Source organism: Hymenobacter sp. DG25A (genome assembly GCF_001280305.1).
In the GTDB taxonomy this organism is placed as follows: Bacteria; Bacteroidota; Bacteroidia; order Cytophagales; family Hymenobacteraceae; genus Hymenobacter.
The window spans coordinates 2,066,327-2,089,852 of record NZ_CP012623.1; the positions used below are offsets into that span (position 1 = coordinate 2,066,327).

Here is a 23,526-nt window from a genome sequence, read left to right on the forward strand (position 1 = left end):
GTATAAGCTGATAGTATTTAAAAATAGAAGCCCCTTTCTCTAAACTAGAAAGAGGCTTCTATTTACTGTTGAATTTAGCTTTACCGGCCTTCCAGCGCCGCCACGCCGGGCAGTTCCTTGCCTTCCATGTACTCCAGCAGGGCGCCACCGCCGGTGCTGATGTAGGAGACTTTATCTGCGAAGCCCATCTGGTTTACCGCCGCGGCAGAATCGCCGCCCCCGATGAGGCTGAAGGCACCTTTTTCGGTGGCTTCGGCAATGGCCTGGGCCACAAACTCAGTGCCTACCGAGAAGTTAGACATTTCGAAAACGCCCATGGGGCCATTCCACAGAATGGTTTTGGAGTTGCGAATGATGTCGGCGAATAGCTCGCGGGTTTCGGGGCCGATGTCCAGGCCCATCCAGGTGGCGGGAATGTGGTGGCTGCCGGCTACATCAATGTCGGCATCGTTGGCAAACTGATTGGCAATTACGCTGTCGACGGGCAGCACCAGGTTCACGCCTTTTTCCTTGGCTTTGCGCATCAGGTCTAGGGCCATATCCAGCTTGTCGCCTTCCAGCAGAGAGTTGCCGATTTCGCCACCTTCGGCCTTGGCAAAAGTGTAGGACATGCCGCCGCCGATGAGCAGGTTATCCACCTTATCCAGCAGCTGCTCAATAATTTGAATCTTATCCGAAATCTTAGCGCCGCCCATAATTGCGGTGAAGGGTCGCTCGGCATGATCCAGCACGCGCTTGGCATTTTCCAGCTCGCCCTGCATTACGTAACCGGCCACACGGTTTTCCGGGGTGAAGTGGTGAGCCATTACGGCCGTGGAAGCATGCCGGCGGTGCGCCGCGCCAAAGGCATCATTCACATACACGTCGCCGAGGCGAGCCAGCTTTTCCGCGAAGGCTTCGTCGCCTTTTTCTTCTTCGGCATAAAAGCGCAGGTTCTCGAGCAGCAGGATTTCGCCGGGCTGCAGCGAGGCGGCCATTTGGGCGGCTTCTTCCCCCAGTACATCATCCGCAAACTTTACTTCCTGCCCGTACTCCTGCTGCAGACGCAATACCAAGTTGCGCAGGGAGTTTTTCTTGTCGGGGCCACCTTTGGGCCGACCCATGTGCGAGAGCAGGATAACGGAGCCGCCATCGGCCAGAATTTTTTTAACCGTGGGCGTAGCCGCCCGAATACGGGTATCGTCGGTGATGCGCAGGTCGCTGTCGAGCGGCACGTTGAAGTCCACGCGTACCACCGCCTTTTTGCTGGCGAAGTTGTACTGGTCGAGGGTTTTCATAAGCTGAGAATAGAAAGTTGAGTGTCGTCTTATACGGGGTTGCGGCGCGTAGTTCGGGAGTTTTGGGGAGATTTGGAAGTGGACTCCTATTATGTAGGGGTGCACTCGACCAAAGAACAGTCATGCTGAGCGCAGTCGAAGCATCTCGCTAGTGTGGTAAAATCAATAGCACCACAACATCAGCACGCGAGATGCTTCGACTGCGCTCAGCATGACGTTCTGTTAATTTTCTCATGAACCAACCGCGCGCAAAAGCGTGCGCGACATTCGTACCTTTGCACTACGTATGAAAATAGGCATCTTCTTCGGCGGACCGTCGCGTGAGCGGGAAATTTCCTTTGCTGGCGGCCGCACTGTATATGATAACCTGGACAAGTCGCTGTTTCAGGCCGTTCCCGTATTCGTGGACAGCCGCGGCAACTTCATCCTGCTGGACTGGCACTACATTTATAAAGGCACCATCCGGGACTTCTACCCGCCTGTTTCGGCCTTGCCGTCCTCCGAGCACAAGCTGCAGGTGTACCTGGAAAGCCTGGGCGAGCTGAGCATTGCGCAGCAGGACGAAATCATCAACCAGGTAGGCCGCCGCATTCAGCCGCAGGAGCTGAGCAGCCTTATGGATTTCGCTTTCTTGGCCCTGCACGGCCCCGGCGGCGAAGATGGCGCTATTCAGGGCCTGCTGGAGTGGTACGGCATTCCGTATTCCGGCTCCGGCGTGCTGCCTTCGGCCTTTGGTATTGATAAAATTGCCCAGAAAAAGCTGCTCCACGCCCTGAACCGGCCCACGCCAGAATTCCGCGTGGTTACGGCCGAAGAGTGGGACGCCGCTGACCCGGCTGCTACGCTGGCTTACCTGGAGCGCGAGCTGGGCTTGCCGCTGGTGTTCAAGGCTCCGCGCCAAGGCAGCAGCATTGGCATCAGCATTCTGCGCGAAGCCAAAGTGGAAGCTTTCCAGCGCGCCATGGAGCGCAGCCTGTTCCGCAAAACCGTGACCCGCGACGACTGGCAGCGCCTCTCGGAGCGCGACAAAATCATGTGGGTGCAGCAGCTCACCGACATCCGCGAAGGCATTGGCCTGCCCGTGATGCTGGATGCTGATGATGAGCACATCATCTACCACCCCGAAGCCCTGCTGAACACGCTGGCAGAGTGCCTGCAAACCACCGAGCAGGTGCGCCTGACCAATGTGGACGGCGAAACCCAGGTGCTGGTGGAAAGCTTCGTACAAGGCCGCGAGTTCTCCTGCATTGTGGTGGAAGACTCCAACGGTAAGCCACTGGCGCTGCCGCCCACGGAAATTGTGAAGGGCGAGGAGATGTTCGACTACCGCTCGAAATACCTGCCCGGCCTAGCCCGCAAAATCACCCCCATCGATTTGCCGGAAGACGAAATTCAGCGCATCCGCCAGGCCTGTGAGGAGATGTTCCGCACGTTCGGCTTCCAGGTGTACGCGCGTCTGGATGGCTTCCTGTCCACGGATAACCAGCTGTTCCTCAACGACCCGAACACCACATCGGGCATGTTGCCGGCTTCCTTCTTCTTCCACCAGGCGGCAGAAATCGGGCTCAATCCTTCCCAGTTCCTGACCTATCTGATTCGCACCTCGCTGGCAGCACGCCGCCGGGCGGGCATGCGGCCTGTGCAGCTGCAGCGCTTGCTGCGCGGGCTGGATGCAGCCGTGGCTGCCCGCGGACACGAGGAGCGTCAGCGCATTAAAGTTGCCGTCATTATGGGCGGCTACTCCTCAGAGCGCCACATTTCGGTGGAAAGCGGCCGGAACATCTATGAGAAGCTCAGCTCCTCTATAAAGTACGAGCCAGTGCCGGTGTTCCTGACCGGCAACAGCCAGGATTTCCGCCTGTACGTGCTGCCCATTAACGTAATGCTGAAGGACAACGCCGACGACATTCGGGAGAAGATTGAGTACGCGGAAGCGGGCCACGGTCTGCACCCGGTACTGGAACGCATCCGCCGTGAGGCCCAGAGCATTACTAGTACGTATGCAGGTCAGCCGACCGCGCAGCCGCGCCGGGTGTCGTTTAAGGATCTGGCCGAGATGGTGGATGAGGTATTCATTGCGCTGCACGGTCGTCCCGGCGAGGATGGGGCGTTGCAGCAGCAGCTGGAGAAGTTTGGCCTGCCGTACAATGGCTCGGGCGTGGGCAGCAGCAGCATTACCATCAATAAGTTCGAAACCAACCGACGCCTGCGCGAAGCCGGCCTGCGCGTGGCCGAGCACCGCATGGCCAACCGCCTGGAATGGCAGGCCGATGCCGAAGGCTTCTACCGCTCCCTGGAAACGCAGTTCCCCTACCCCTTCATTGCCAAGCCCGCCGATGATGGCTGCTCTTCGGCGGTGAAAAAAATAAAGAACCGCGCCGAGCTGGAAGCCTTCACGCGCCTCATCTTCCGCGAACAGGAAGACCTGATGATTCCGGATGCCGAAACGCTGCACCTGGGCTTTAAGGAGGAATTCCCCCGCAAGGATGCTTTCTTGGTGGAAACCCTGATTGAGCGCGACGGCGCGGCCCACTTCCTCGAAATTACGGGCGGCCTGCTCACGCACTGGCGCGCCGATGGCAAGCTGGATATTGAGGTTTTTGAGGCTTCCGAAGCCCTGGCTATCGGCGAAGTATTGAGCCTGGAGGAGAAATTCCTGGCCGGCGAAGGCCAGAACATTACTCCGGCCCGTTATGCTGCAGATGCTATTGAGCGCCAGCGCATTTCCAACGAGGTAAAGGAAGAACTGCGCCGCGTGGCCGAAATCCTGAATATTCAGGGCTACGCCCGCATCGACGCCTTTGTGCGGGTGCGCGACAACGGCGCGGTGGAGGTTATCATCATTGAGGTGAACTCCCTGCCCGGCATGACGCCCGCTACCTGCATCTTCCACCAAACCGCGCTGGCCGGCTACACACCCTACGATTTCATCGACCAGATTCTGGAGTTCGGCAAAGAGCGCACCCGCAAAGAGAAGCTGGCGGTTGGCAATTAGCTTTAACTGTCATGTCGAGCGCAGTCGAGACATCTCGCTAGTGTGGTAAAATCAATTACCACCACAACCTCAGCACGCGAGATGTCTCGACTGCGCTCGACATGACGTTCTTTAAAGCATAACTTTGTTCCTCACTGGCTCCTAACTTCCTGCTCCTAGCTCCTTTAAATAATGTCCTTTTTCAAATCAGATACGCCGCTTGATGTGCTGAAGCATTTGCTGGCTATGGCAGCGGTGGTAGCCATCATGGTACTCGGGTTTTTCTACGTGTATCTGCCCATGACCACCAACCACGGCGAAACCATTGTGGTACCCAAAATCACGGGGATGCAGCAGACCGATCTGGAGGATTATCTGGATGAGCGCAACCTGCTTTTCTTCGTGGACGACAGCAGCTACAACCCCGGCACCCGTCCCGGCACGGTACTCACCCAAGACCCCGCCCCGGGCGAAAAGGTGAAGGAAGACCGCAAAATCTATATCTCCGTGTCGATGAAAAATCCGCCGGTGATTAAGATGCCGCGCCTCACGGACGGATCGGTGAAAAACGCCCAGATGATTCTGAAAAGCTACGACCTGGTAGTGGGTCAGATTCAGCTGGTGCCCGACCTGGCCCAGAACGCCGTGCTGAAGCAGCTGGTGAACGGTAAAGAAATTGCGCCCGGCGCCCCCATTGCCAAAGGCACCAAAGTAGACCTGGTGGTAGGCGACGGCCAGGGCAACCAGGAATTCCCGGTACCCAACGTAGTAAATATGCCCGCCGACGAAGCCGCTACGCTCTTGGCGGGTCAGGGCCTGCAGGTAGGCGAAATATTCTACCAGGCTGCCGAAGAAGGTCAGGAAGATGGCAACGTGGTCAAGCAGCGCCCGGTCTCCTCGCCCGGCGCCACCATCCGCACCGGCCAGCTGGTGGATTTATGGGTAGCTGGTCAGGCCCCCCTTAAGCCTGTTGAGTAAGTTATTACTAGAAGAATCAAAAGGCCCTTTGCGCAAGCAACGGGCCTTTTCTATTGATAATTGGTCATACTCCAGCCCGTCATTCCGAGCGCAGCCGAGGAATCTCGCGTGCTGATGTTGTGGTGGCAATTAATTTTACCACACTAGCGAGATTCCTCGGCTGCGCTCGGAATGACGTTCAGATATCCTGCCCTTTGCTTTATAACTAACCTATCAATATTTCCTACCCGCAAACGTTGTTGCGCAAAGCGCTGTACCTCTACCCGCCTGGCTTACGTAACTTGCCCCTGATGATGCGTTCCAGCTTTCTCCTCTGTTTGCTTTTGACGTGGGCCACGCAGCTGCGGGCGCAAAACGTACAGCCGCTTTCCGCTGACCCAGGCCGGGCGGCGCCAGTTGGCAACACTTCCCGTCCGGTGGCCCGGGGCACCAGTGTTACCCTTCCCTTTTTCGATGATTTTGCCCAGCAGCCCGAAGGCATGCCCAATGCGGAGCACTGGGAGCCACGCGGCGGCACGCTGGTGAACAACCGCTTTCCGGTGGCCCCGCCCTCCCGCAACGTCGTCACGTTTGATGGCCTGAAAGCCAACGGCCAGCCTTACGGCAGCTCCTCGTTTTACAGCGACACCGATACGCTTACCTCCCTGCCGATTGACTTAAGCGGACTGACGGCCGGCTCCAACGTGTACTTGAGCTTCTTCTGGCAGGCGGGCAGTATTGTAAGTCCGCCATCGGCGGCCAGCTCTACGCGGCAGGTGGCTTTTACCCTAGAATTTCTGAACGAGGCCGGCCAGTGGCAGTCTATCTGGAGCCAGCGCAGCACGGGCCGCCGCACCGACTTTGCCCAGGAAATTGTGGCTGTGAATGATGCGCAATACCTGCACGCCAACTTCCGCTTCCGCTTTCACAGCATCGGCAACCAGGCCAACACCCGCGACGCCTGGAGCCTGGACTACCTGAAGTTGGACCGCAACCGCTCTGCCGCCGATACCACCTACCGCGACATTGCCACCAGTGCCCCGCTCACCTCCCTGCTAAAGCGCTACGCCAGCATGCCCGCCGTTCAGCTGGCAGCCGCCCCCATCCCCGCCGATGAACTGAACGACCAGACCGGCACCACCATCAACAACTTCGACATTGGCCCTGCCCCTACGCCCATCACCTGGCGCGGCACGGCCCAGAACCTGCCCAAGGGCCCGGAGCTGCAGTTCCTCACCGGCAACCGCTCCATTGACGCCAGCGCCCGGCAGGTGCCCATTACCGGTGATGTACGCACCGTGGCTGCGGCTCTGCTCACGGGCGGGCCGCAGCGCATCCGGCACCGTATTTTGCTGGGCACCAACGAAACCGACCCGCGCACTCAGCCCAACGACTCCATTTCCCGCGTAACGGAGCTCTCCGACTATTATGCCTACGATGATGGCACGGCCGAAGCAGCCGTCAGCCTGCCGGCCCTGACGGGTGGAGCCTCCACCTTCTTCGCCTACCGCATCGACCTGAACCAGCCCGACCAGGTGCGCAGCGTGCGTTTATACCCCGTGCTGCCCAATGCCGCCGGCCGCGCCATTACCCTTTCGGTCTGGGCCGATGTAAATGGGAAGCCCGCCGAAAAACCGCTGGCTTCAGTACCCTTTACCGTGCCGGCTACGGCCCCGGCCGGCGGCTTCCTGGAGATTCCTTTTACCCAACCAGTGGGTGTAAGCGGCACGTTTTACGTGGGCTACGGGCAGGCTTCGGCGGGGCAGTTTGTGCAGTTCGGGCTGGATCTGAACAGCTCACCACCCGCCAACTATTTCTTCTATCAGGTCCGGAACGAGTGGTCGGCGGTGGCGGATTTCTCCGGGGCTCTGATGCTGCGCCCCGTGATGACGGGCACCGTAACCGCGGCCACACCTTCCCGGGCGGCTGCCCTGCTCACGCTGTATCCTAATCCCTCTAGCGGAATAGTGCAGGTGAAAGGGCGCTACACGCACGCCACCGTGCTGGATGCGCTGGGCCGCACCGTATGGCAGCAAACCAGCCAGACCAACGGCCAGCCTACGCTGGACTTATCCGGGCTGCCAGCCGGGGTGTATCTGATGCGGCTGGCCCTGCCCGATGGCAGCGTGGCCGCCAAGCGGCTGGTGCTTACCCGCTAGCTGTTTTTCAACTTCTTGTAGATTTGTAGTGAGCTACCCACGCAGCTACTCCTCCCTTTTCACCTTTCTCCTTTACTCATGCCCGACATCACCCCCGCTGAACTGAAACAACGCCAGGCCGAAGGCACCGCTCCTATCATTATTGACGTGCGCGAAACCTGGGAAAACGAGGAAGGCCGCATTGAAGGCAGCCGCAACATTCCGATGGGCGAGTTGCCCGGTAAGCTGGATGAGCTGGAAGACCTGAAAAACGAGGAAGTGGTGGTGCATTGCAAAGGCGGCGGCCGCTCGGCTTCGGCCAAGGCCTACCTCACCCAGCAGGGCTTTACCAACGTGCGCAACCTGCTCGGCGGTTTTCAGGCATATCAGCAGGCAGAGTAAAGAAGCCACCGCTTGGCGATAAACAGCCCTCGTGCGTTTCCTCATAGGCCTTTATTTAAAGTAGCACAGCACTCCTGATAGAGTGCTGTGCTTTTTTATGATAAATAATTCAACTGTTAATCAATGCTTTAACTCATTTCGCTAAAATTTCAATTGCACACAATCAAACATTAGGCAACCTAATAAGCTTTATAACCCCGATGAGTAACTCTGACCATTCAACACCTCCGGATCTTTCCCTGCTGAAGCTGGAGAACCAACTGTGTTTTCCGCTTTATGCCGTTTCGCGCATGCTGACCAAAGCCTACCAGCCTCTGCTGCAGGAGCGGGGCCTCACCTATCCGCAATACCTGGTACTGCTGCTGCTGTGGGAGCATGAGCAGCTCACGGTAAAAGCACTGGGCGATAATTTACTCCTGGACTCGGGTACGCTGACGCCTTTGCTTAAGCGCATGGAGCAGAAGCAGTGGGTAAGCCGCCACCGCGACCCGCAGGATGAGCGCTCCGTGATTATCAGCCTTACGCCGGCCGGGCGTGCCCTGCAGGAGGGCGCCTGCCGCATACCCGAGCAAATGCTGGCCAAGCTGCACCTCTCCCCTACGGAGGTAGCTGATCTGCGCCAGCAGCTAAACACACTTATTACCCGCCTAACCTAACCTCTTTTCCAATCACCTTTCTTTTCAGTTCCTGATGAAAATCGAGAAAATCTTCACGGCGCAAGCCAAAGCAAAAGGCGGCCGCGACGGCCACGTTTCTTCTAATGATGAAGTGCTGAACATTGCCCTGAGCACGCCCAAAGCCATGGGTGGCCCCGGCAAAACCGGCGCTACCAACCCCGAGCAGCTGTTTGCTGCCGGTTATGCGGCTTGCTTTGAAGGTGCCCTGGGCGTAGCTGCCCGCCAGGCCGGCGTGCGGCTGGAAGGCGTGACCGTAGAAGGCCTCATTGGCTTTGGCCAAGCCGAGGACGGCGGTTACGGCATATCCGCCGACCTGCACGTAAACATTCCCGGTCTGGTACAGTCGCAGGCCGAAGAGCTGGTGGAAGCCGCTCATCAGATTTGCCCCTACTCCCGCGCTACCCGCGGCAATATTGAGGTGAACCTGCACACCACTACCAACAACAACTAGTCTGGCGAAAAAGCAGGAGCCCGCAGAGGTCAGAATTTCTGGTTTCTGCGGGCTCTCGTTTTCGCCTTACCTCCTTCCTGCAACCCTTATCCTATGAAAACCATATTGCTGGCCAGTCGCCCACAGGGCGCGCCTACCCCCGATAATTTTCGTTTTGAAGAACAGGCCATTCCTCAGCCGCAGGCCGGACAGGTGCTCCTGAAAACGCGCTATGCTTCCGTTGACCCCTATATGCGGGGCCGCATGAGCGCCGGCAAATCCTACGTAGCGCCGTTTGAAGTGGGACAGCCTATCAGTGGGGGCGTAGTGGCCGAAGTGGTGGAAAGCCATAACGAGCAGCTGCCCGTAGGCAGCATAGTAGTAGGCAACCTGCCCTGGCAGGAATACAGCGTGTCCGGGGGGCAGGGCCTCACCCGCGTGCCCGCCGACCAGGCGCCGCTGAGCTATTACCTGGGCCTGCTGGGCATGACGGGCCTCACGGCTTATTTCGGCCTGCTGGATATCTGCCAGCCCAAGCCCGGCGAAACGGTAGTGGTGTCCGGCGCCGCCGGAGCCGTGGGCATGGTGGTGGGTCAGCTGGCCAAAATTAAAGGTGCGCGCGTCATCGGTACGGCCGGCTCCGATGAGAAGGTAGCGTACCTCAAACAGCTGGGCTTCGATGAGGCCATCAATTACAAAACCACCCCAGACATAGCCCAGGCCTTGGCCGCTGCCGCCCCCAACGGCGTGGATTGCTACTTCGACAATGTGGGCGGCGCTATTACGGATGCCGTGTACGACCTGCTGAACAAGCACGCCCGCATTGCCCTCTGCGGGCAGATATCGATGTATAATGCCACCTCAGTGCCCATGGGCCCGCGCCCGGAACCCAAGCTACTCAAGACCAGCTCCCTGCTTAAAGGCTTTATTGTGAGCGACTACCTGGAGCGCTGGCCCGAGGGCATTCAGCACCTCGCCGAATGGTACCAGCAAGGTAAGCTGCAGGCCGAAGAAACCATTACTGAAGGCTTCGACCAGCTGCCGGCCGCTTTCCTGGGCTTATTCCAGGGCGAAAACACCGGCAAGGCTATAGTGAAAGTCGCCTAACAAAGTAGCGCGAAAAAGTAGCGCGAAGCTCCGGCTTCGCGCACGAGCAACGCGAGTAACAGGCGTCTGCTCACCGCGTAGGAACTCGCTTCGCTCGTACGCGAAGCCGGAGCTTCGCGCTACTCTCACTGCCAGGGCTTTTCTACCACTCGGTGCGTTACTCCGCGAAGCCGGCGCTTCGCGTTACTTACATCCAATACAAATCCATGAAAAACTTCCAGTTTTATAACCCCGTCCGCATTTTGTTTGGCAAAGGCCAGATTGCCAGCGTGGCCCAGCAGGTGCCCGCCGGCACCAAAGTGCTTATCACGTATGGTGGAGGCAGCATCAAGCAAAACGGCGTTTACGAGCAGGTGAAAGCCGCGCTGCAGGGCTTTGATACCGTGGAGTTTGGCGGCATTGAAGCCAACCCCCACTACGAAACCCTGATGCAGGCCGTGGAGCTGGCCCGCACGGAAAAGGTGGACTTTATTCTGGCCGTTGGGGGTGGCTCCGTGGTAGATGGCACCAAGTTTATTGCCGCCGCCGTGCCTTTTCAGGGCGAAGACCCGTGGGATATTCTCAGCAAGCGCGCCAAGGTAACCAGCGCCCTGCCCTTTGGCGCGGTGCTCACGCTGCCCGCTACGGGCTCGGAAATGAATTCCGGCTCCGTTGTTACCCGCGTGGCTACCAAGGAAAAGCTGGCGTTCAGCTCGCCGCTCACCTTCCCCAAATTCTCCATCCTCGACCCCGAAACCTGCTTCACGCTGCCCAAGCGCCAGATTGCCAACGGTATTGCGGATGCGTTTACGCACGTGCTGGAGCAGTACCTCACCTACCCCGTCAACACGCCCCTGCAGGACCGGCAGGCCGAAGCCGTGCTGCTCACGCTGATTGAGGAAGCCCCAAAAGTGCTCGAAAACCCACGGGACTATGATGCCATGGCCAACTTTATGTGGGCCGCCACCAATGCCCTGAACGGCACCCTGGCGGCAGGCGTGGTTACCGACTGGAGCACGCACTACGTGGCCCACGAGCTGACCGCTCTGCACGGCATCGACCATGCCCGCACGCTGGCCATTGTGCTGCCCGCCATGCTGCGCTACCGCCGCGCCGGCAAGCTGCAGAAGCTGGTGCAGTACGGCCAGCGCGTCTGGAACATTACTGCGGGTACCGATGAGGAGCGCGCCGAAGTCGCCGTACAGGCCACCGTGCGCTTCTTTGAATCCCTGGAAATCAAAACTCGCCTTTCCGATTATGAAGTGGGCGAGGAAACTATCCGGCACATTGTGCAGCGCTTCACGGAGCGCGGCGTGAAAAACCTGGGCGAGCGGGCCGATGTGCAGATTGCCGACGTAGAGCAGATTCTCACCCTCAGCCTGTAAACTTATGCCGAAGCCAGAAGACATTTATTGCGTAGCCGCCGAGTGGCTGGTGCAGCCGGGCCAGGCCGATACGGTGCGCCGCCTGCTGCGGGAAGCCGCGGCGGCCGTGCGGCAGAATGAGCCCGGCAATCTGGTCTACACAGCGCATCAGTCGGCCGATGAGCCGGAGCGTTTCTTCATTTACGAGCAGTACGTGGACCAGAACGCGCAGATAGCGCACCGGGCTGCCCCGCACTTTCAGGACCTGGTACTGGGCCAGATTGTGCCGCTGCTGGCCGAGCGCAAAACCTCGTTTTACCGCCTGTTGCTGTAAGGACCCTCCGGGCCCTACGCATCACCCTACACAATATTTTCACCCTAATACAAGCAACCATGAACATACTGATGGTATTGACCTCCCACGATCAGCTGGGAAATACGGGCCACAAAACCGGCTTTTGGCTGGAAGAATTTGCGGCTCCCTATTACGTGTTCAAAGATGCCGGCGCCACCCTCACGCTGGCCTCCCCCGCCGGCGGCCAGCCCCCCCTGGACCCCAAGAGCGACGACCCCAGCGCCCAGACCGAAGCCACTGAGCGGTTCAAAAAAGACCCCGAAGCCCAAAAGGCCCTGGCCCATACCGTGAAGCTCGACAGCGTTTCGGCGGCTGATTTTGACGCCGTGTTCTACCCCGGCGGCCACGGCCCGCTGTGGGATCTGGCCGAAGACAAAAAGTCGATTGAGCTGATTGAAACGATGTATGCCGCCGGCAAGCCCGTTGCGGCCGTATGCCACGCCCCCGGCGTGCTTCGCCACGTGAAAGCGCCCGATGGCAGCTCCATCGTGAAAGGCAAATCAGTAGCCGGCTTCACCAACACCGAGGAAGAAGCCGTGCAGCTGACTAACGTAGTGCCTTTCCTGGTGGAAGATATGCTGAAGCAGAACGGCGGCAACTACTCCAAAGGCGCCGACTGGCAGCCCTACATCGTAACCGCCGGCAACCTGATAACCGGTCAGAACCCGGCCTCCTCCGAACCCGCCGCCAAAGAGCTCCTCAAGCACCTGGCGAAGTAGGTTTAACTCTTTTCAAATGAAAGCCGCCCCGCTGTTCCTGCTACAGGAGCAATCGGGGCGGCTTTTTTGATATCAGCACCGTAAGTATCTTCAAGAAGACGTGTCATCCTGAGCTTTGCGAAGGACCTTCTCACGTTAGAAAGAGTCGTTGTTGCGCAAGTCGTTTAGCCGTGAGAAGGTCCTTCGCAAAGCTCAGGATAACAGAGGATTTTTGCGGATGACAGGTTAATATTTGTTTCTACCCCAACCTGCCATCAGGCGCGTACTTCAGCTCGCCTCGCTCTACCAACTCCCGGAGCAGTTCCGTTACGGCCGGAGCTTGGCCGGGCACAAAATGCGCCAGCACCTCCCGGGGGGTTTGCGGGGTGGTGCGCAGGAGCTTTAGCAGTTGCTCCCGCAGCGCGGGTGTGGGCGCAGCGTCCTGACTGGCTTTCTTTTTAGCCAAGCAGATGTCACACACGCCGCAGGCCGGCGCATCTAGCTCACCAAAATATTCCAGCAACAGCTGCTGGCGGCAGCGCCCGCCGCCCGTGTAGCGAATGACGGATTCCGTTTTGTGCACCGCTAGCTCCTGGGCCTGCTGCAGGCGTTTCTGGTCCAGCGGAAGCTTATCAGCATCAAAGCGCGGGGTGGTAAACAGCGCCTGCGGCGACTCGTGCTTGGGCTGGTACTGAATGATGCCCGAGCGGTGCAGAAACAGCAGCATCTTGCGCACATCTACCACGCTTAGCTTCAGGTGCTGGGCCAGGCTGTTTTCCGAAATCCGCTGGAAACCCGCGAACAGCTCGCCCCCATTAAAGCGCAACAGGCTCTTGATGAGCTGGTCGTGCTGCTGGTTGGCCACCTGGAAGCGGTACAGGTCGGTATGGTTGATGGGGATGTGCACGCGGGCGGGGTTGTTCACGGCCTCGTTCAGCTGCACGAAACCTTCCCGGGCCAGCGTGCGCAGGCTGTTGTGCGCATCCAGGGCCTTGAGGCGGTAGGTTTCCGCGAATTGTTGCAGGTCAAAATCGAAGGCCACCAGCTCACCGCCGCCCACGGCCGTGCGGGAGAAGTTAGCCAGGGCCTGGTACACGCGGCGCACTACATCCAGCGGCGGGTAGGCCTGCCGGGTGCGGCGGCGCAGTTCGTCGGCATCGTTAGGGCCGGAGAGTAGCACGGCAAAGGCGTATTTCTCGTCGCGGCCCGCGCGGCCGGCTTCCTGGTAGTAGGCTTCCAGGTTGTCGGGCGCGTCCAGATGCACCACCAGGCGCACATCGGGCTTATCGATGCCCATCCCGAAGGCGTTGGTGGCCACGATGCAGCGCGTTTTATTGGCCATCCAGTCCTGCTGGGTGCGGGTGCGCTGCTCGGCGGGCAGGCCGGCGTGGTAGGCGGCCGCGGCTACGTTATACTGCTGCAGGAAGGCGGCGGTGTCTTCCGTCTGGCGCCGCGTGCGGGCATACACAATGCTAGTTTTATCGGCCCCAACGCCGCGCACCACTTCCAGCAGGCGCTTGAGTTTATCCTCTGTGCTCAGGACCGAATATGAGAGGTTGGGCCGGGCAAAGCTTTGTTGAAACACCCGGTGCGTGGCCCCGAAATGCAGCTTCTCCACAATATCCTGGCGCACCTGCTCGGTGGCGGTGGCCGTGAGGGCAATGCAGGGCACGCCGGGCAGCAGCTCGCGTAGCTCCGCTATTTTCAGGTAGGGCGGGCGGAAATCGTAGCCCCACTGGGAAAGGCAGTGCGCTTCATCTACAGCCAGCAGGCTCACTTTCATCTTGCCTACGCGGGCCCGAAACATGTCTGTCAGCAGCCGTTCGGGGCTGACATAGAGGAACTTCACCGGCCCGTACACGCAGTTGTCCAGCGTCTGGTCGATTTCGGTGTGGGTCATGCCGGAGAAAACGGCCTCGGCCTTGATGCCGCGCTTGCGCAGGTTTTCCACCTGGTCCTTCATCAGGGCAATGAGCGGCGATACCACCAGACACAGCCCCGGCCGGGCCAGCGCCGGCACCTGAAAGCAGATGCTTTTGCCGCCGCCCGTGGGCAGCAACGCCAGCGTATCCTGCCCCGCCAGCACCGACCGGATAATATCCTCCTGCAGCGGCCGGAACTGGGTATGCCCCCACGTCTGGCGCAATACGTGCAGAATGTCGTCGGTGGGGTGCGGCATAGGCTGCGAAGGTACTACCGATTGCGCGGCGCCTCAAATCCAGGGAGTGTCATGTCGAGGGAAGTCGAGACATCTCGCGTGCTGACATTGTAATAGTAATTGTCATCCTGAGCTTGGCAAAGGACCTTCTCACGGCAGAACGACAATCGGAACAACGACTCGTGCTTGCGTGAGAAGGCCCTTTGCCAAGCTCAGGATGACAGGCGAAGCGGTAGAGATGCTTCGACAAGCTCAGCATAACGCACTATTTTGATGCTGTTCTTTCAATTGCATCAGCTCCTCTATACCGGACAGCTTTGTATACCTCAAACCAGCCTACGCTTACCAGCGCCACTGCCGCGCAGATGGCTAATTGCCGGAGCGTGAGCGGCTGCAATTGAAACAGGTGCTGCATAGGTTCAAAAGTGAGGCAAAGGATCAGCAGCAGCAGCGTGATACCCAGCGCCAGGGGCACCAGCGGGTTCCGGTAGCGCAGGGTGGTAAGCACGGTAAGGTGACGGGAGCGGCTGACCAGCGTCAGCATCATGTTGGCCTGTACTAGGGTGGTAAAGACCAGCGTGCGGGTCAGAATTTCGGAGTGCGCCACCTGCAGGGAGTAGAAGTACACGCCCAGCACGCCGGCCGCCACTACACTCCCCTGCACGATGCTTAAGCCTAGCTCCCGAAACGAGAGGAATGTATCCGAAGCCGGGCGGGGCTTTTCCAGCATGGTACCAGCTTCCATCGGCTCATTCTCAAACACGATGGAACAGGTAGGCCCCATCAGAAGCTCCAGGAAAATAACATGCACCGGCCCGAACAGCGCCGGGTACTTCCAGGCCAGCAACGACGGCACCAGCACCGTGAGAATGAGCGGAATGTGGATGGAAATGATGTACTGAACAGCCTTTTTGAGGTTGTCGTAAATGCGGCGACCAAACCCGATGGCCGTTACCATGCGGCTCAGGTCATCATCCAGCAACACCAGGGAGGCCGCCTGCCGGGCCAGTTCGGTGCCGCGGTGGCCCATGGCAATGCCGATGTGCGCGGCTTTTAGGGCGGGCCCATCGTTTACTCCGTCGCCGGTCATGGCGGTTACTTCGCCGTTGGCTTTCAGGGCGTTTATAACGCGTAGCTTGGCCTCCGGAAACATGCGGGCGTAGAGGCCTACCTGCTTTACGCGCTGGGTCAGGGCGGTATCCTCCAGGGCCATGACTTCCGCGCCGGTGAGTACGGGCTCGGGGTGGTGGAAACCAATCTGCCGGGCAATGGCCGCGGCCGTCACGGCATTGTCGCCGGTAATGATTTTCACCTCGATGCCGGCCTGGTAGAACTGCTCCAGCACCTGGGTTATGTTTTCCTTGGGCGGGTCGCTGAAGCCCACTAGGCCCGCGAATTGCCAGGGAAGGTCCTGCTGCTGTTCCGGGTACTCGTTGCCGGCAAACTCGCTCCAGGCCACGCCTAACACCCGCAGACCAGTGGCCGTGAGGGCGTCCAATGCCTGTTGCGTTGCCTGCTGCACCGCCGCGGAAAGATGACTCAGCGCCATAATGCCTTCGGGCGCGCCTTTGCAGGCTATCATCTTCCGGCCATCGGCCGTGGCGAAGACGTGGGTCATCATGGGTGGTTGGCCACCCAGTGGGTACTCGTGCACCAGCTGAAAGTGGGGCCGCTCATCAACCGAAAAAAATTGACTATAAGCCTCGTGCAAGGCTTTTTCCATAGGGTCGAAGGGCTGCGGCTCGCTGGCCCACATGGCGGTGGCCAGCAGACGGGCCCGGGCGGGAGGCAGTTCCATTTCCGGCCGTACTTCCCAGGGAGCAGCATCCCCAAGGCAGTAGGCGCGGGTGAGCGTCATGCGGTTCTGGGTGAGGGTGCCGGTTTTATCTACCCCGATAACGGTGGCCGAGCCCAGCGCTTCTACCGTTTGCGGCTGCTTGGTGAGAATTCCCTGCTTCATCAGCCGCCAGGCTCCCAGGGCCATGAAGGTTGACAGGGCCACCGGTATTTCCTCCGGCAGCACGGCCATGGCCAGCGCCAGCCCATGCAGCAGCCCGTGCACCAGACTACCCGATTCCCACCAGTTATACCCGAACACCACCACAAAAGCCACAATGCCAATGAGCGCCATACGGCGTACAAACTTGGCAATCTGACGCTGCAGAGGCGTTTTCTCTGATTTCACCTCCTGCATCAGGCCGCCAATTTTTCCCAGGCGGGTTTGGCTGCCTACGGACGTTACGCGCGCCCACACGGCCCCGCTGGTGAGCGTGGAGCCCAGGTACACGGCCTGCGTGCCATCGGCTACCTTGTCTACCGGTAAAGACTCCCCCGTCAGGAAGGATTCATCGGCCTGGGCGTCGTGGGCTTCCAGCACCATGCCATCGGCCACTACCTGCTCCCCTTCCGAAACCAGCAGCAAATCCTCCACTACTACGTCCTCGGCCCGCACATCTACCAGCGCTCCGGCGCGGCGCACGTGGGCCAGGGGCTGGGAGAGCTGCTGGAGAGCACGCAGAGCCTTGTCGCTACGCGCTTCCTGATACAGCGAGATGCTCGCTACAATGACGATGGCGCCCAGCATGGTGAAGCCCTCCTGGTAGCTGCCGATAACCAGGTACACGCCCGCCGTAACCACCAGCAGCACAAACATAGGCTCCGTAACCACGCCCCGCAGAATCTGCCAGATGCGATTACCGGCGTTGTCCGTGAGCTTATTGGGGCCGAAGCGCTGACGCTGCTGTTCTACCTCAGCGGGCGTGAGGCCGGGCGGCAGGGTTGCGGGCGTGGCATCAAGGATGGCCGTTTCGGATGCAGTAGCCATGCAGCAGGGTTGGTGGGCGTTTTTTAAAGTTGGTGAAAAGACGGAGTAAAACCGATGACCTTTGTCATTCAACCGCAATCAGAAAGGCACAAAAAAGCCCGACGCTGAAACAGCATCGGGCTTTCGATATAAGAAGCTACTGGAAGCCTACGCAGCGGCCGTTTCGCCGTTTTCGCGGTCTTCAATGGCCTTTTTCAGCTTAGCAATGGCCTGTACAGCACGCTCTTCATCCAGACGGTTGATGTTCAGGAGCATTTTGGTTTTCTCCTGACGCGTAATCACCGGATGGTTCAGCAGACGGATGATTTCTTCCTTCTGCGCGGCAGTAGCATAGGCTACGGCCGGAGCGGGTTCCGCAACGGGGGCTGCAGGCTCAGCGGGCACGGCTTTCATAGCCGTGGGGGCGGCCGGAGCTGGCGCTGCGGCGGGGGCCGGAGCGGCTTTCACCTCGGGCGTGTTGCCGTGGTACTCCATTTCCTCCGCTGGGGTAGGCTCATAGCCGGCGGCGCGGATAATCCAGGCCAGAATATTCCGGTAAGCCTTACCGATGGCGCGCGTTTGCGCCATGCTCATGATGGCAAACTCTTGGTAGAACTTCTTGCCCTGCTCTTTATTGGAGCAGATGGCAAAGCCAGCACCTACGGTATGGCCGGAACGCAGATCAAACAGCGTTACCTTGGCCTGATATTTAATTTCTGACTCAGTCGAGACATTGATGACGTGGTCTACGATGGGCACAATGCCCAGGCGCGAGCCGGCATACTGCCAGCCTTCCACGTTCACGAACTCCTTGCCCTGCACCGAAGTGGTGAGCTTGTTGTCCTTGATGAACTTGGCCAAGTCCGTGGCCAAGTGCAGCGTTTCGTCGGAGCGTGCAATATCGTAGCTCTCGACTTTCATCTTCCGAGCTGGCTCTTTGGTGTTCTTGGTTACTTCGTTCATGATGTCTTCCCTTTAATACGTTATGTTGTTCTAGTGTATAACCCATCGGGCACCTGATAAGTGCAAAATACAGACCATTTTTTAGTAAATTTTCCTGTTGATTATCAACAAGTTACAAATTATTTTTCATAGACCTTAGCCAACTAGGTTAGTCAAAATCTTCTCCTTTCCGGCCGGTGCCGCAAACGCACGAAAAAACGGGCCTTAATGCGCCGATAACCAGTTGGTTTCTACGCAATAAGACCCGTTGCTGTTTCTGGCGCACCCGGGGGTGCGGCGGCAGAAGTTATTCGGAAATATGCCCGTCTTTCATGGTGATGGTGCGGTCAGCCATGGCGGCCAGCTGGTCGTTGTGCGTCACGATGACGAACGTCTGGCCCAGCTCTTTGCGCAGCAGGAAGAAAATCTGGTGCAGTTCCTGCGCATTCTGCGAGTCCAGGTTGCCGGAGGGCTCATCGGCAAAGATGATTTCCGGGGAGTTGATGAGGGCGCGGGCTACGGCCGTGCGCTGCTGCTCGCCGCCGCTCATTTCGGAGGGCTTGTGGTCGGCGCGGCGCTCCAGGTTCAGCATGCCAAGCAATTCGCGGGCCCGCACGCGGGTTTCCTTCTCGGAGCGCCCCGCCAGGTAAGCCGGCAGGCAAACGTTTTCGAGGGCGGTGAACTCGGGCAGCAGGTTATGAAACTGGAAGATGAAGCCAATGTGCCGGTTGCGGAACCGCGCCAGGCTGGAGCGGCCCAGCGCACTTACGTTTTCGCCATCAAACAGCACCTCGCCGGAGTCCGGCGTATCCAAGGTGCCCAGAATGTGCAGCAGCGTACTTTTGCCCGCTCCCGATGACCCCACTATCGACACGATTTCCGACTTCTTGATGGTCAGATCGATGCCCTTGAGCACCTCCAGCGTGTTGTAACTCTTGCGGATGTTAATGGCTTGCAGCAAAGCGGGGTAATGAGAAATGAGCGAGGTTAAGAAGCAAATCTACGCAATGTCAGGCGTAGCATTCGATTCTGCGCTGCGAAAGGTTGGTGCCCGCCCTTTTCCTGCCGCTGCCGCTGCCCGTTAGAGCAGCCTTTACCAGTGTGCGTAACGGAACTGCCCGCTGGGCAGAAAACCGTAGTACAGTACCAGAAGGGCCAAAAACACATACCATAAGGCTGTGAGAGAACCGGCAACGCGCCCAGGCAGATAACGGGATAACAGGGAGTACATTGGCTTAGCTCAGTAAACGGTAAAAGGTATGTGCCACGGCCTGCCAGGATGGCTCGCGGATAATCACGCAACTAAAGCAGTAGAAGTGCAGGGTAAGAAAAACGCCCAGCCAGGCGGGCAGCACCGGCACCACCTCCGGCTGCTTTTCCGCAAAGCGCTGATACTGGTGCCAGAACAGAATGCCCAGCCCCTGCAGCGCCCCCCACACCAGATACCGCCCCGACCACTCGTGCCAGAGCCCCAGCACCAGCATGGAGGCCGCAATGGCCAGCATGGGCCGGCGCGTGAGGCTCAGCAGCGGAGAAAACACGTAGTCGCGGCACCATTGCGAAAGGGAAATGTGGTAGCGCTTCCAGAAGTCATTCAGATTGGGGGCCAGAAAGGGCGCGGCAAAATTCTCCCCCGTCCGGAAGCCCAGCAGCAGGCTTAACCCGATGGCAATGTCTGAATACCCCGCAAACTGCACGTAGGCGTTGCCGGCAAACCGCAGGATACCCAGATACGTGGCCAGCGCCGGATGCTGCGGCTCCAGAGCCGTGAGCAGGTGCCCCAGTTTGTTGGTGAGCAGCGCATTGCCCAGCACCACCACCTTCACGTAGCCATACAACACCCGCTCCAGCCCTACGGATGCCAGCGCACCATCCCAGCGGCGGCGGCGGACATCCCGCAGAAAATCAGGAAAGCGGTTGATGGGGCCCACCAGCATGGTAGGCAGGAAGAATAGGTAGCGCAGATAATCGGCCCAGGTGTGGCGCGGCAGGGTTTGCTTGTAGCGCTCAATGGCGTAGTGAATCTGCCGGAAAGTATAGTAGGACAATCCCAGCGGCACGCCCACCTGCGTCCACCACCCGGCCTGCGCCGGCCACTCCGATTTGAATACCATCCAGACTGCCACCGCCTGACCAATGGCCAGCAGCACGGCGCCCGAAGGACGCAGCCGGGCGCTTTTAAACACCCAGTAGCTGGCGGCCGCCGTGAGCAGCAGCATCAGGGCCGAAATGGGGGCCACGTACAGCAGAAAGGCCGCCGTCAGCAGGCTGACGGCACTGATCTGCCACCGCTCCGGCAGCAGCCAGGCGGCCGGCACAAGCCCCAGCAGGCTAAAAAACACGATGGTATGAAGGACGAGCATGTCGTGCTGGTTAGCGGGCAGTCAATAGGTTAGGGTGGGTTTCCTGGCGCAGCTGTTTGGCCAGCCAGGCAGAGTACAAGGCGCGGCCCTGCAGATTCATATGGGCGTTATCGTAGAAATGCCGGAAGTGAAAGGGGCCGGGCTCATGCCAGTAGCTGGCCTGGTAGGCCCGCTGATATTGCGCAAGCCGGTAGCGTAGCGAATCCCCATCAGGCCCATTGTAAATAGCCTTTTCCAAAGGCGCCGGCCGGGGGAAATGCAGCAACACAATGCGCACGCCCTGCCTCCGGAGCGCCCGCAATACCTGGTGCACTGCATGCCGCGGGGCAAAAGGGCGGACTTCCCGCTGCCGGATTTCAGCTACCCAGGCGGCCAGTTGCGTGGTATCCCAGGGAGTAGTGGGCACCGGCATATCCACATCCTGCAGGCCAACACTGGGCCGGTCTGCATCGATACCCGCGGGTGCGAGCCCCAGACTTTCTTTGCTCCGGTTAACCAGCTGATGAGAGTAGCGAGCTACATTCCTCAGCAGGAAGGAATCCGGCGACAGATCGGACCAGTCTTTCAGATTAAACAGCAGCAGGTTTTCCTCAATGCAGAGGATATCCGGCGGATACTCCTGCAAATACCGCAAAATGGGCGCCCGGTCGGTAAACGACTCCAGATTGGCCCCGATGCGGAACAGGCGGACCACCCGGCAGCGGCCCTTCGTTTGTTGGGTGAAAAAGGCGGAGGGCATCACGCCATTGCCGGTAAGCGAGCTTCCCAGAATAACTACCCGCGTTACACTATCCGTCCGGGCCTGCCACTCCCGTTGCAGCAGCGGCCGCGCCGCCGTCACCACTTCCTGGTGGTAGGCAGATACCGAGCGCAGAAATCCCCATCCGTAGAGAACCCCGATACCCACGAGCATTCCCAGGGCCAGTAGCCACACCCAAACCGGGGCGGGCTCAGCGGGTGGCGAGTTTTTTGCGCGCAACGTCTTCAGCGGTTTGTAAGCTGTTCATCACCATAATTTCTGCCGTAGAAAACTCCGTTCCCAGGGCCTTCTCCAGCCGAACGATAAAGTCCAGGTGGGCCATGGAGTCCCAGCCGGCCATGCTGCGCGAGTTGGACTCGGGGCGGAGTTGCTCACCAGGCACTTTAAAGGCCTGCGAGGCCGCCTCGCGCACCAGCGAGCGGAAATCGGGGCCGTTATTGGGGGCCTGCGCAACGTGCATGGCCAGCCGCTGCTGCACCACTTTCAGCTGCACTTTCCCGGACAGGCCTTTGGGCAGCTCATCCAGAGAGTGAATAACGGCCGGCACTTTCTTCTCTTCCAGCCGCTCACGGCAGTAGCTGGTCAGCTCTACCTCCGTGGCCGTAGCCTCCTCCTTAAAGACCACGCAACTGATCAACTTTTCCCCGAACACCTCATCGGACACGCCAAAGCTCACGGCTTCGGCCACTGCGGGATGCGTGTTCAGAACCTCCGTAATTTCCTCAGGATGAATATTGACCCCGCCGGAAACGATGATGTTCTTTTTGCGGCCCGTAATGCGGTAGTAGCCATCGGTGCTGCGCATGGCTATGTCGCCGGAGCGCAGCCAGCCATCGGGCGTTAGCACTTCAGCTGTGGCGGTGGGGTTGTTCAGGTACGCCAGCATAACATTGTCGCCGCGCAGCCACAGCTCACCTTCCGTTTCGTCGCCTACTTCCTCATCAAAGTCATTTACGATGCGGGCCTCCATGTCTACGGGTTTACCCACGGTGCCTATGCGGTAGCTTTCGTCGCCGGGGCCGCAGAACAGGCCGCCGGCTACGGTTTCCGTGAGGCCGTACACATTCACCAGCCGCACCCCAAAGCGCACGGCAAAAGCGCCCCAGAGGGCTTCTTCCAGATGCGAGGAAACGGAAATGATAAAGCGAAAATCCGGGGTCCGGAAGCTGTCTTCGTAGCCATCGGAAAAGCGCTGAATGAGCGCCAGCATAGCCGGTACGGCAATCAGGTGCGTTACCCGGTACTTATAAACAGAATCCAGCAGGGCCCCAATGTTGCTCAGATCAAAGCGCAGCGGCCGAATACAGACAGCGGCGTTATAGCCCGCCAGAATTGGGCCCTGAATGATGCCATCGGCATGGTAGAGCAGCAGGATGTTCATCAGGCGCGTATCGGCATCAAAGCCATACACGTTGGTCAGCGTCTGCAGATGGCTGAACAGGTTGCGGTGCGTAATTTGCACGCCTTTGGTATCAGAAGTAGTGCCGGAGGTAAAGAGCACGTAGGCTACCGTATCGGGGCTGATGGCAGCGGGCAGCGGGCCGGGCGCTTCGCGCACCAGCAGGGCCGGATACGTCTGGCTAGCTCCGGTCGAAGCCTGACTGCGGCCCAGCAGCTTCCGGAAAAGCTGCCCTTTGGGCGCTTCCTCCATGCGTACCGGCAGCACTTTATACTGCTTCTCATCAATTTGCAGGCGCTGCAAAAAGGCTTCATCCGCAATAAACGCCACTGGCTCCGCCGTGCGGATAAGCGCCCGGGCCCGGTCGGGCTTCACCTCGGGGTCCAGCAGAATAGCGGTGAGGCCATAGCGCAGCAGCGCCCAGAACAGGAAGGCGGTTTCCACTTCATCCTCCACCGAAACCACTACCCGGTCGCCCTCCCGCAGCCCCAGCCGGGCAAAAACGGCGGCCAGCTGCTCTATGCGTTCTGTGAGCTGACGATACGTAATTCGACGGTTGCCCAGATCCAGAAAGGCGGCGCTCTGGCGGGCGGGCTCACTGAAGCGAGCTACGGTTTGGACGACATCGGCCCAACGGGTTGCGGTAAGAGTAGACATCAGATGACAGGATAGAGGTAGATGGAAGAGTAATAGCAAGTAGTAGGGAGCGGAGCCCGGCCGGCACGCTGTCAGGCCCAGCAGCA

General features: G+C 59.2%; 18 protein-coding genes. 10 read left to right on the forward strand and 8 right to left on the reverse strand.

The features are described 5' to 3' along the window. Positions 1-80 precede the first annotated feature (80 nt). A complete protein-coding gene (locus AM218_RS08815; protein WP_054413530.1) occupies positions 81-1,277 on the reverse strand; it encodes a phosphoglycerate kinase in 1,197 nt (398 codons plus the stop codon). Positions 1,278-1,563: 286 nt separating this feature from the next. Here AM218_RS08815 and AM218_RS08820 point away from each other — a divergent pair, with 286 nt between their 5' ends. The 10 genes from AM218_RS08820 to AM218_RS08865 all read left to right on the forward strand — a co-directional run bounded on the left by AM218_RS08820 (position 1,564) and on the right by AM218_RS08865 (position 12,379). Then, positions 1,564-4,272, forward strand: coding sequence for a D-alanine--D-alanine ligase family protein (locus tag AM218_RS08820; RefSeq protein WP_054413531.1), 2,709 nt, complete (start codon positions 1,564-1,566; stop codon positions 4,270-4,272). A 171-nt stretch (positions 4,273-4,443) separates the two neighbouring features. Continuing rightward, on the forward strand, positions 4,444-5,229 hold the full coding sequence (locus AM218_RS08825; protein ID WP_044512947.1) for a PASTA domain-containing protein: 786 nt from the start codon (positions 4,444-4,446) through the stop codon (positions 5,227-5,229). Positions 5,230-5,519: 290 nt separating this feature from the next. Then, a complete protein-coding gene (locus AM218_RS08830) occupies positions 5,520-7,367 on the forward strand; it encodes a T9SS type A sorting domain-containing protein (protein WP_157547598.1) in 1,848 nt (615 codons plus the stop codon). A 78-nt stretch (positions 7,368-7,445) separates the two neighbouring features. Beyond that, entirely contained in the window at positions 7,446-7,748 is a 303-nt protein-coding gene (locus AM218_RS08835) for a rhodanese-like domain-containing protein (protein WP_054413533.1), read from the forward strand. A gap of 200 nt (positions 7,749-7,948) precedes the next feature. Beyond that, positions 7,949-8,404, forward strand: coding sequence for a MarR family winged helix-turn-helix transcriptional regulator (locus AM218_RS08840; RefSeq protein ID WP_054413534.1), 456 nt, complete (start codon positions 7,949-7,951; stop codon positions 8,402-8,404). Positions 8,405-8,438: 34 nt separating this feature from the next. Next, entirely contained in the window at positions 8,439-8,876 is a 438-nt protein-coding gene (locus tag AM218_RS08845; RefSeq protein ID WP_054413535.1) for an organic hydroperoxide resistance protein, read from the forward strand. A gap of 93 nt (positions 8,877-8,969) precedes the next feature. Next, positions 8,970-9,962 carry an NADP-dependent oxidoreductase gene (locus AM218_RS08850; RefSeq protein WP_054413536.1) on the forward strand — a complete coding sequence of 331 codons (993 nt, stop codon included), beginning with the start codon at positions 8,970-8,972 and terminating at the stop codon, positions 9,960-9,962. A 206-nt stretch (positions 9,963-10,168) separates the two neighbouring features. Then, positions 10,169-11,326 (forward strand): iron-containing alcohol dehydrogenase, encoded by a 1,158-nt coding sequence (locus tag AM218_RS08855; protein WP_054413537.1) that lies wholly within the window; start codon positions 10,169-10,171, stop codon positions 11,324-11,326. 4 nt (positions 11,327-11,330) lie between these two features. After that, a complete protein-coding gene (locus tag AM218_RS08860) occupies positions 11,331-11,639 on the forward strand; it encodes a putative quinol monooxygenase (protein ID WP_054413538.1) in 309 nt (102 codons plus the stop codon). Between the two features lie 59 nt (positions 11,640-11,698). After that, positions 11,699-12,379: a type 1 glutamine amidotransferase domain-containing protein gene (locus AM218_RS08865; RefSeq protein WP_054413539.1), complete on the forward strand. Its 681-nt coding sequence runs from the start codon at positions 11,699-11,701 to the stop codon at positions 12,377-12,379. 238 nt (positions 12,380-12,617) lie between these two features. Here AM218_RS08865 and AM218_RS08870 read toward each other — a convergent pair whose 3' ends face one another. The 7 genes from AM218_RS08870 to AM218_RS08900 form a co-directional block, all read right to left on the reverse strand. Continuing rightward, positions 12,618-14,537 carry a RecQ family ATP-dependent DNA helicase gene (locus tag AM218_RS08870; protein ID WP_054413540.1) on the reverse strand — a complete coding sequence of 640 codons (1,920 nt, stop codon included), beginning with the start codon at positions 14,535-14,537 and terminating at the stop codon, positions 12,618-12,620. 244 nt (positions 14,538-14,781) lie between these two features. Continuing rightward, positions 14,782-17,340 carry a cation-translocating P-type ATPase gene (locus tag AM218_RS08875; RefSeq protein WP_054413541.1) on the reverse strand — a complete coding sequence of 853 codons (2,559 nt, stop codon included), beginning with the start codon at positions 17,338-17,340 and terminating at the stop codon, positions 14,782-14,784. Between the two features lie 147 nt (positions 17,341-17,487). Next, complete coding sequence (locus AM218_RS08880; protein WP_054413542.1) at positions 17,488-18,282, reverse strand: hypothetical protein; 795 nt, start codon at positions 18,280-18,282, stop codon at positions 17,488-17,490. 286 nt (positions 18,283-18,568) lie between these two features. Next, complete coding sequence (locus tag AM218_RS08885; protein ID WP_082318149.1) at positions 18,569-19,222, reverse strand: ABC transporter ATP-binding protein; 654 nt, start codon at positions 19,220-19,222, stop codon at positions 18,569-18,571. A gap of 274 nt (positions 19,223-19,496) precedes the next feature. Continuing rightward, a complete protein-coding gene (locus AM218_RS08890) occupies positions 19,497-20,624 on the reverse strand; it encodes an MBOAT family O-acyltransferase (protein ID WP_082318150.1) in 1,128 nt (375 codons plus the stop codon). A 10-nt stretch (positions 20,625-20,634) separates the two neighbouring features. Continuing rightward, complete coding sequence (locus tag AM218_RS08895) at positions 20,635-21,603, reverse strand: hypothetical protein (RefSeq protein ID WP_157547599.1); 969 nt, start codon at positions 21,601-21,603, stop codon at positions 20,635-20,637. Continuing rightward, positions 21,575-23,440, reverse strand: coding sequence for an AMP-binding protein (locus AM218_RS08900; protein ID WP_054413546.1), 1,866 nt, complete (start codon positions 23,438-23,440; stop codon positions 21,575-21,577). Before AM218_RS08900 ends, AM218_RS08895 begins: the two co-directional genes overlap by 29 nt. Between the last annotated feature and the right edge of the window lie 86 nt (positions 23,441-23,526).

Bases quoted from the DNA above. Each gene is read 5' to 3' on its own strand.
- AM218_RS08820 (WP_054413531.1), top strand. From the start codon at position 1,564: ATGAAAATAGGCATCTTCTTCGGCGGACCGTCGCGTGAGCGGGAAATT.
- AM218_RS08845 (WP_054413535.1), top strand. From the start codon at position 8,439: ATGAAAATCGAGAAAATCTTCACGGCGCAAGCCAAAGCAAAAGGCGGC.
- AM218_RS08850 (WP_054413536.1), top strand. From the start codon at position 8,970: ATGAAAACCATATTGCTGGCCAGTCGCCCACAGGGCGCGCCTACCCCC.
- AM218_RS08815 (WP_054413530.1), bottom strand. From the start codon at position 1,277: ATGAAAACCCTCGACCAGTACAACTTCGCCAGCAAAAAGGCGGTGGTA.
- AM218_RS08840 (WP_054413534.1), top strand. From the start codon at position 7,949: ATGAGTAACTCTGACCATTCAACACCTCCGGATCTTTCCCTGCTGAAG.
- AM218_RS08900 (WP_054413546.1), bottom strand. From the start codon at position 23,440: ATGTCTACTCTTACCGCAACCCGTTGGGCCGATGTCGTCCAAACCGTA.
- AM218_RS08860 (WP_054413538.1), top strand. From the start codon at position 11,331: ATGCCGAAGCCAGAAGACATTTATTGCGTAGCCGCCGAGTGGCTGGTG.
- AM218_RS08855 (WP_054413537.1), top strand. From the start codon at position 10,169: ATGAAAAACTTCCAGTTTTATAACCCCGTCCGCATTTTGTTTGGCAAA.
- AM218_RS08825 (WP_044512947.1), top strand. From the start codon at position 4,444: ATGTCCTTTTTCAAATCAGATACGCCGCTTGATGTGCTGAAGCATTTG.
- AM218_RS08865 (WP_054413539.1), top strand. From the start codon at position 11,699: ATGAACATACTGATGGTATTGACCTCCCACGATCAGCTGGGAAATACG.
- AM218_RS08830 (WP_157547598.1), top strand. From the start codon at position 5,520: ATGATGCGTTCCAGCTTTCTCCTCTGTTTGCTTTTGACGTGGGCCACG.
- AM218_RS08875 (WP_054413541.1), bottom strand. From the start codon at position 17,340: ATGGCTACTGCATCCGAAACGGCCATCCTTGATGCCACGCCCGCAACC.
- AM218_RS08870 (WP_054413540.1), bottom strand. From the start codon at position 14,537: ATGCCGCACCCCACCGACGACATTCTGCACGTATTGCGCCAGACGTGG.
- AM218_RS08835 (WP_054413533.1), top strand. From the start codon at position 7,446: ATGCCCGACATCACCCCCGCTGAACTGAAACAACGCCAGGCCGAAGGC.
- AM218_RS08880 (WP_054413542.1), bottom strand. From the start codon at position 18,282: ATGAACGAAGTAACCAAGAACACCAAAGAGCCAGCTCGGAAGATGAAA.
- AM218_RS08890 (WP_082318150.1), bottom strand. From the start codon at position 20,624: ATGCTCGTCCTTCATACCATCGTGTTTTTTAGCCTGCTGGGGCTTGTG.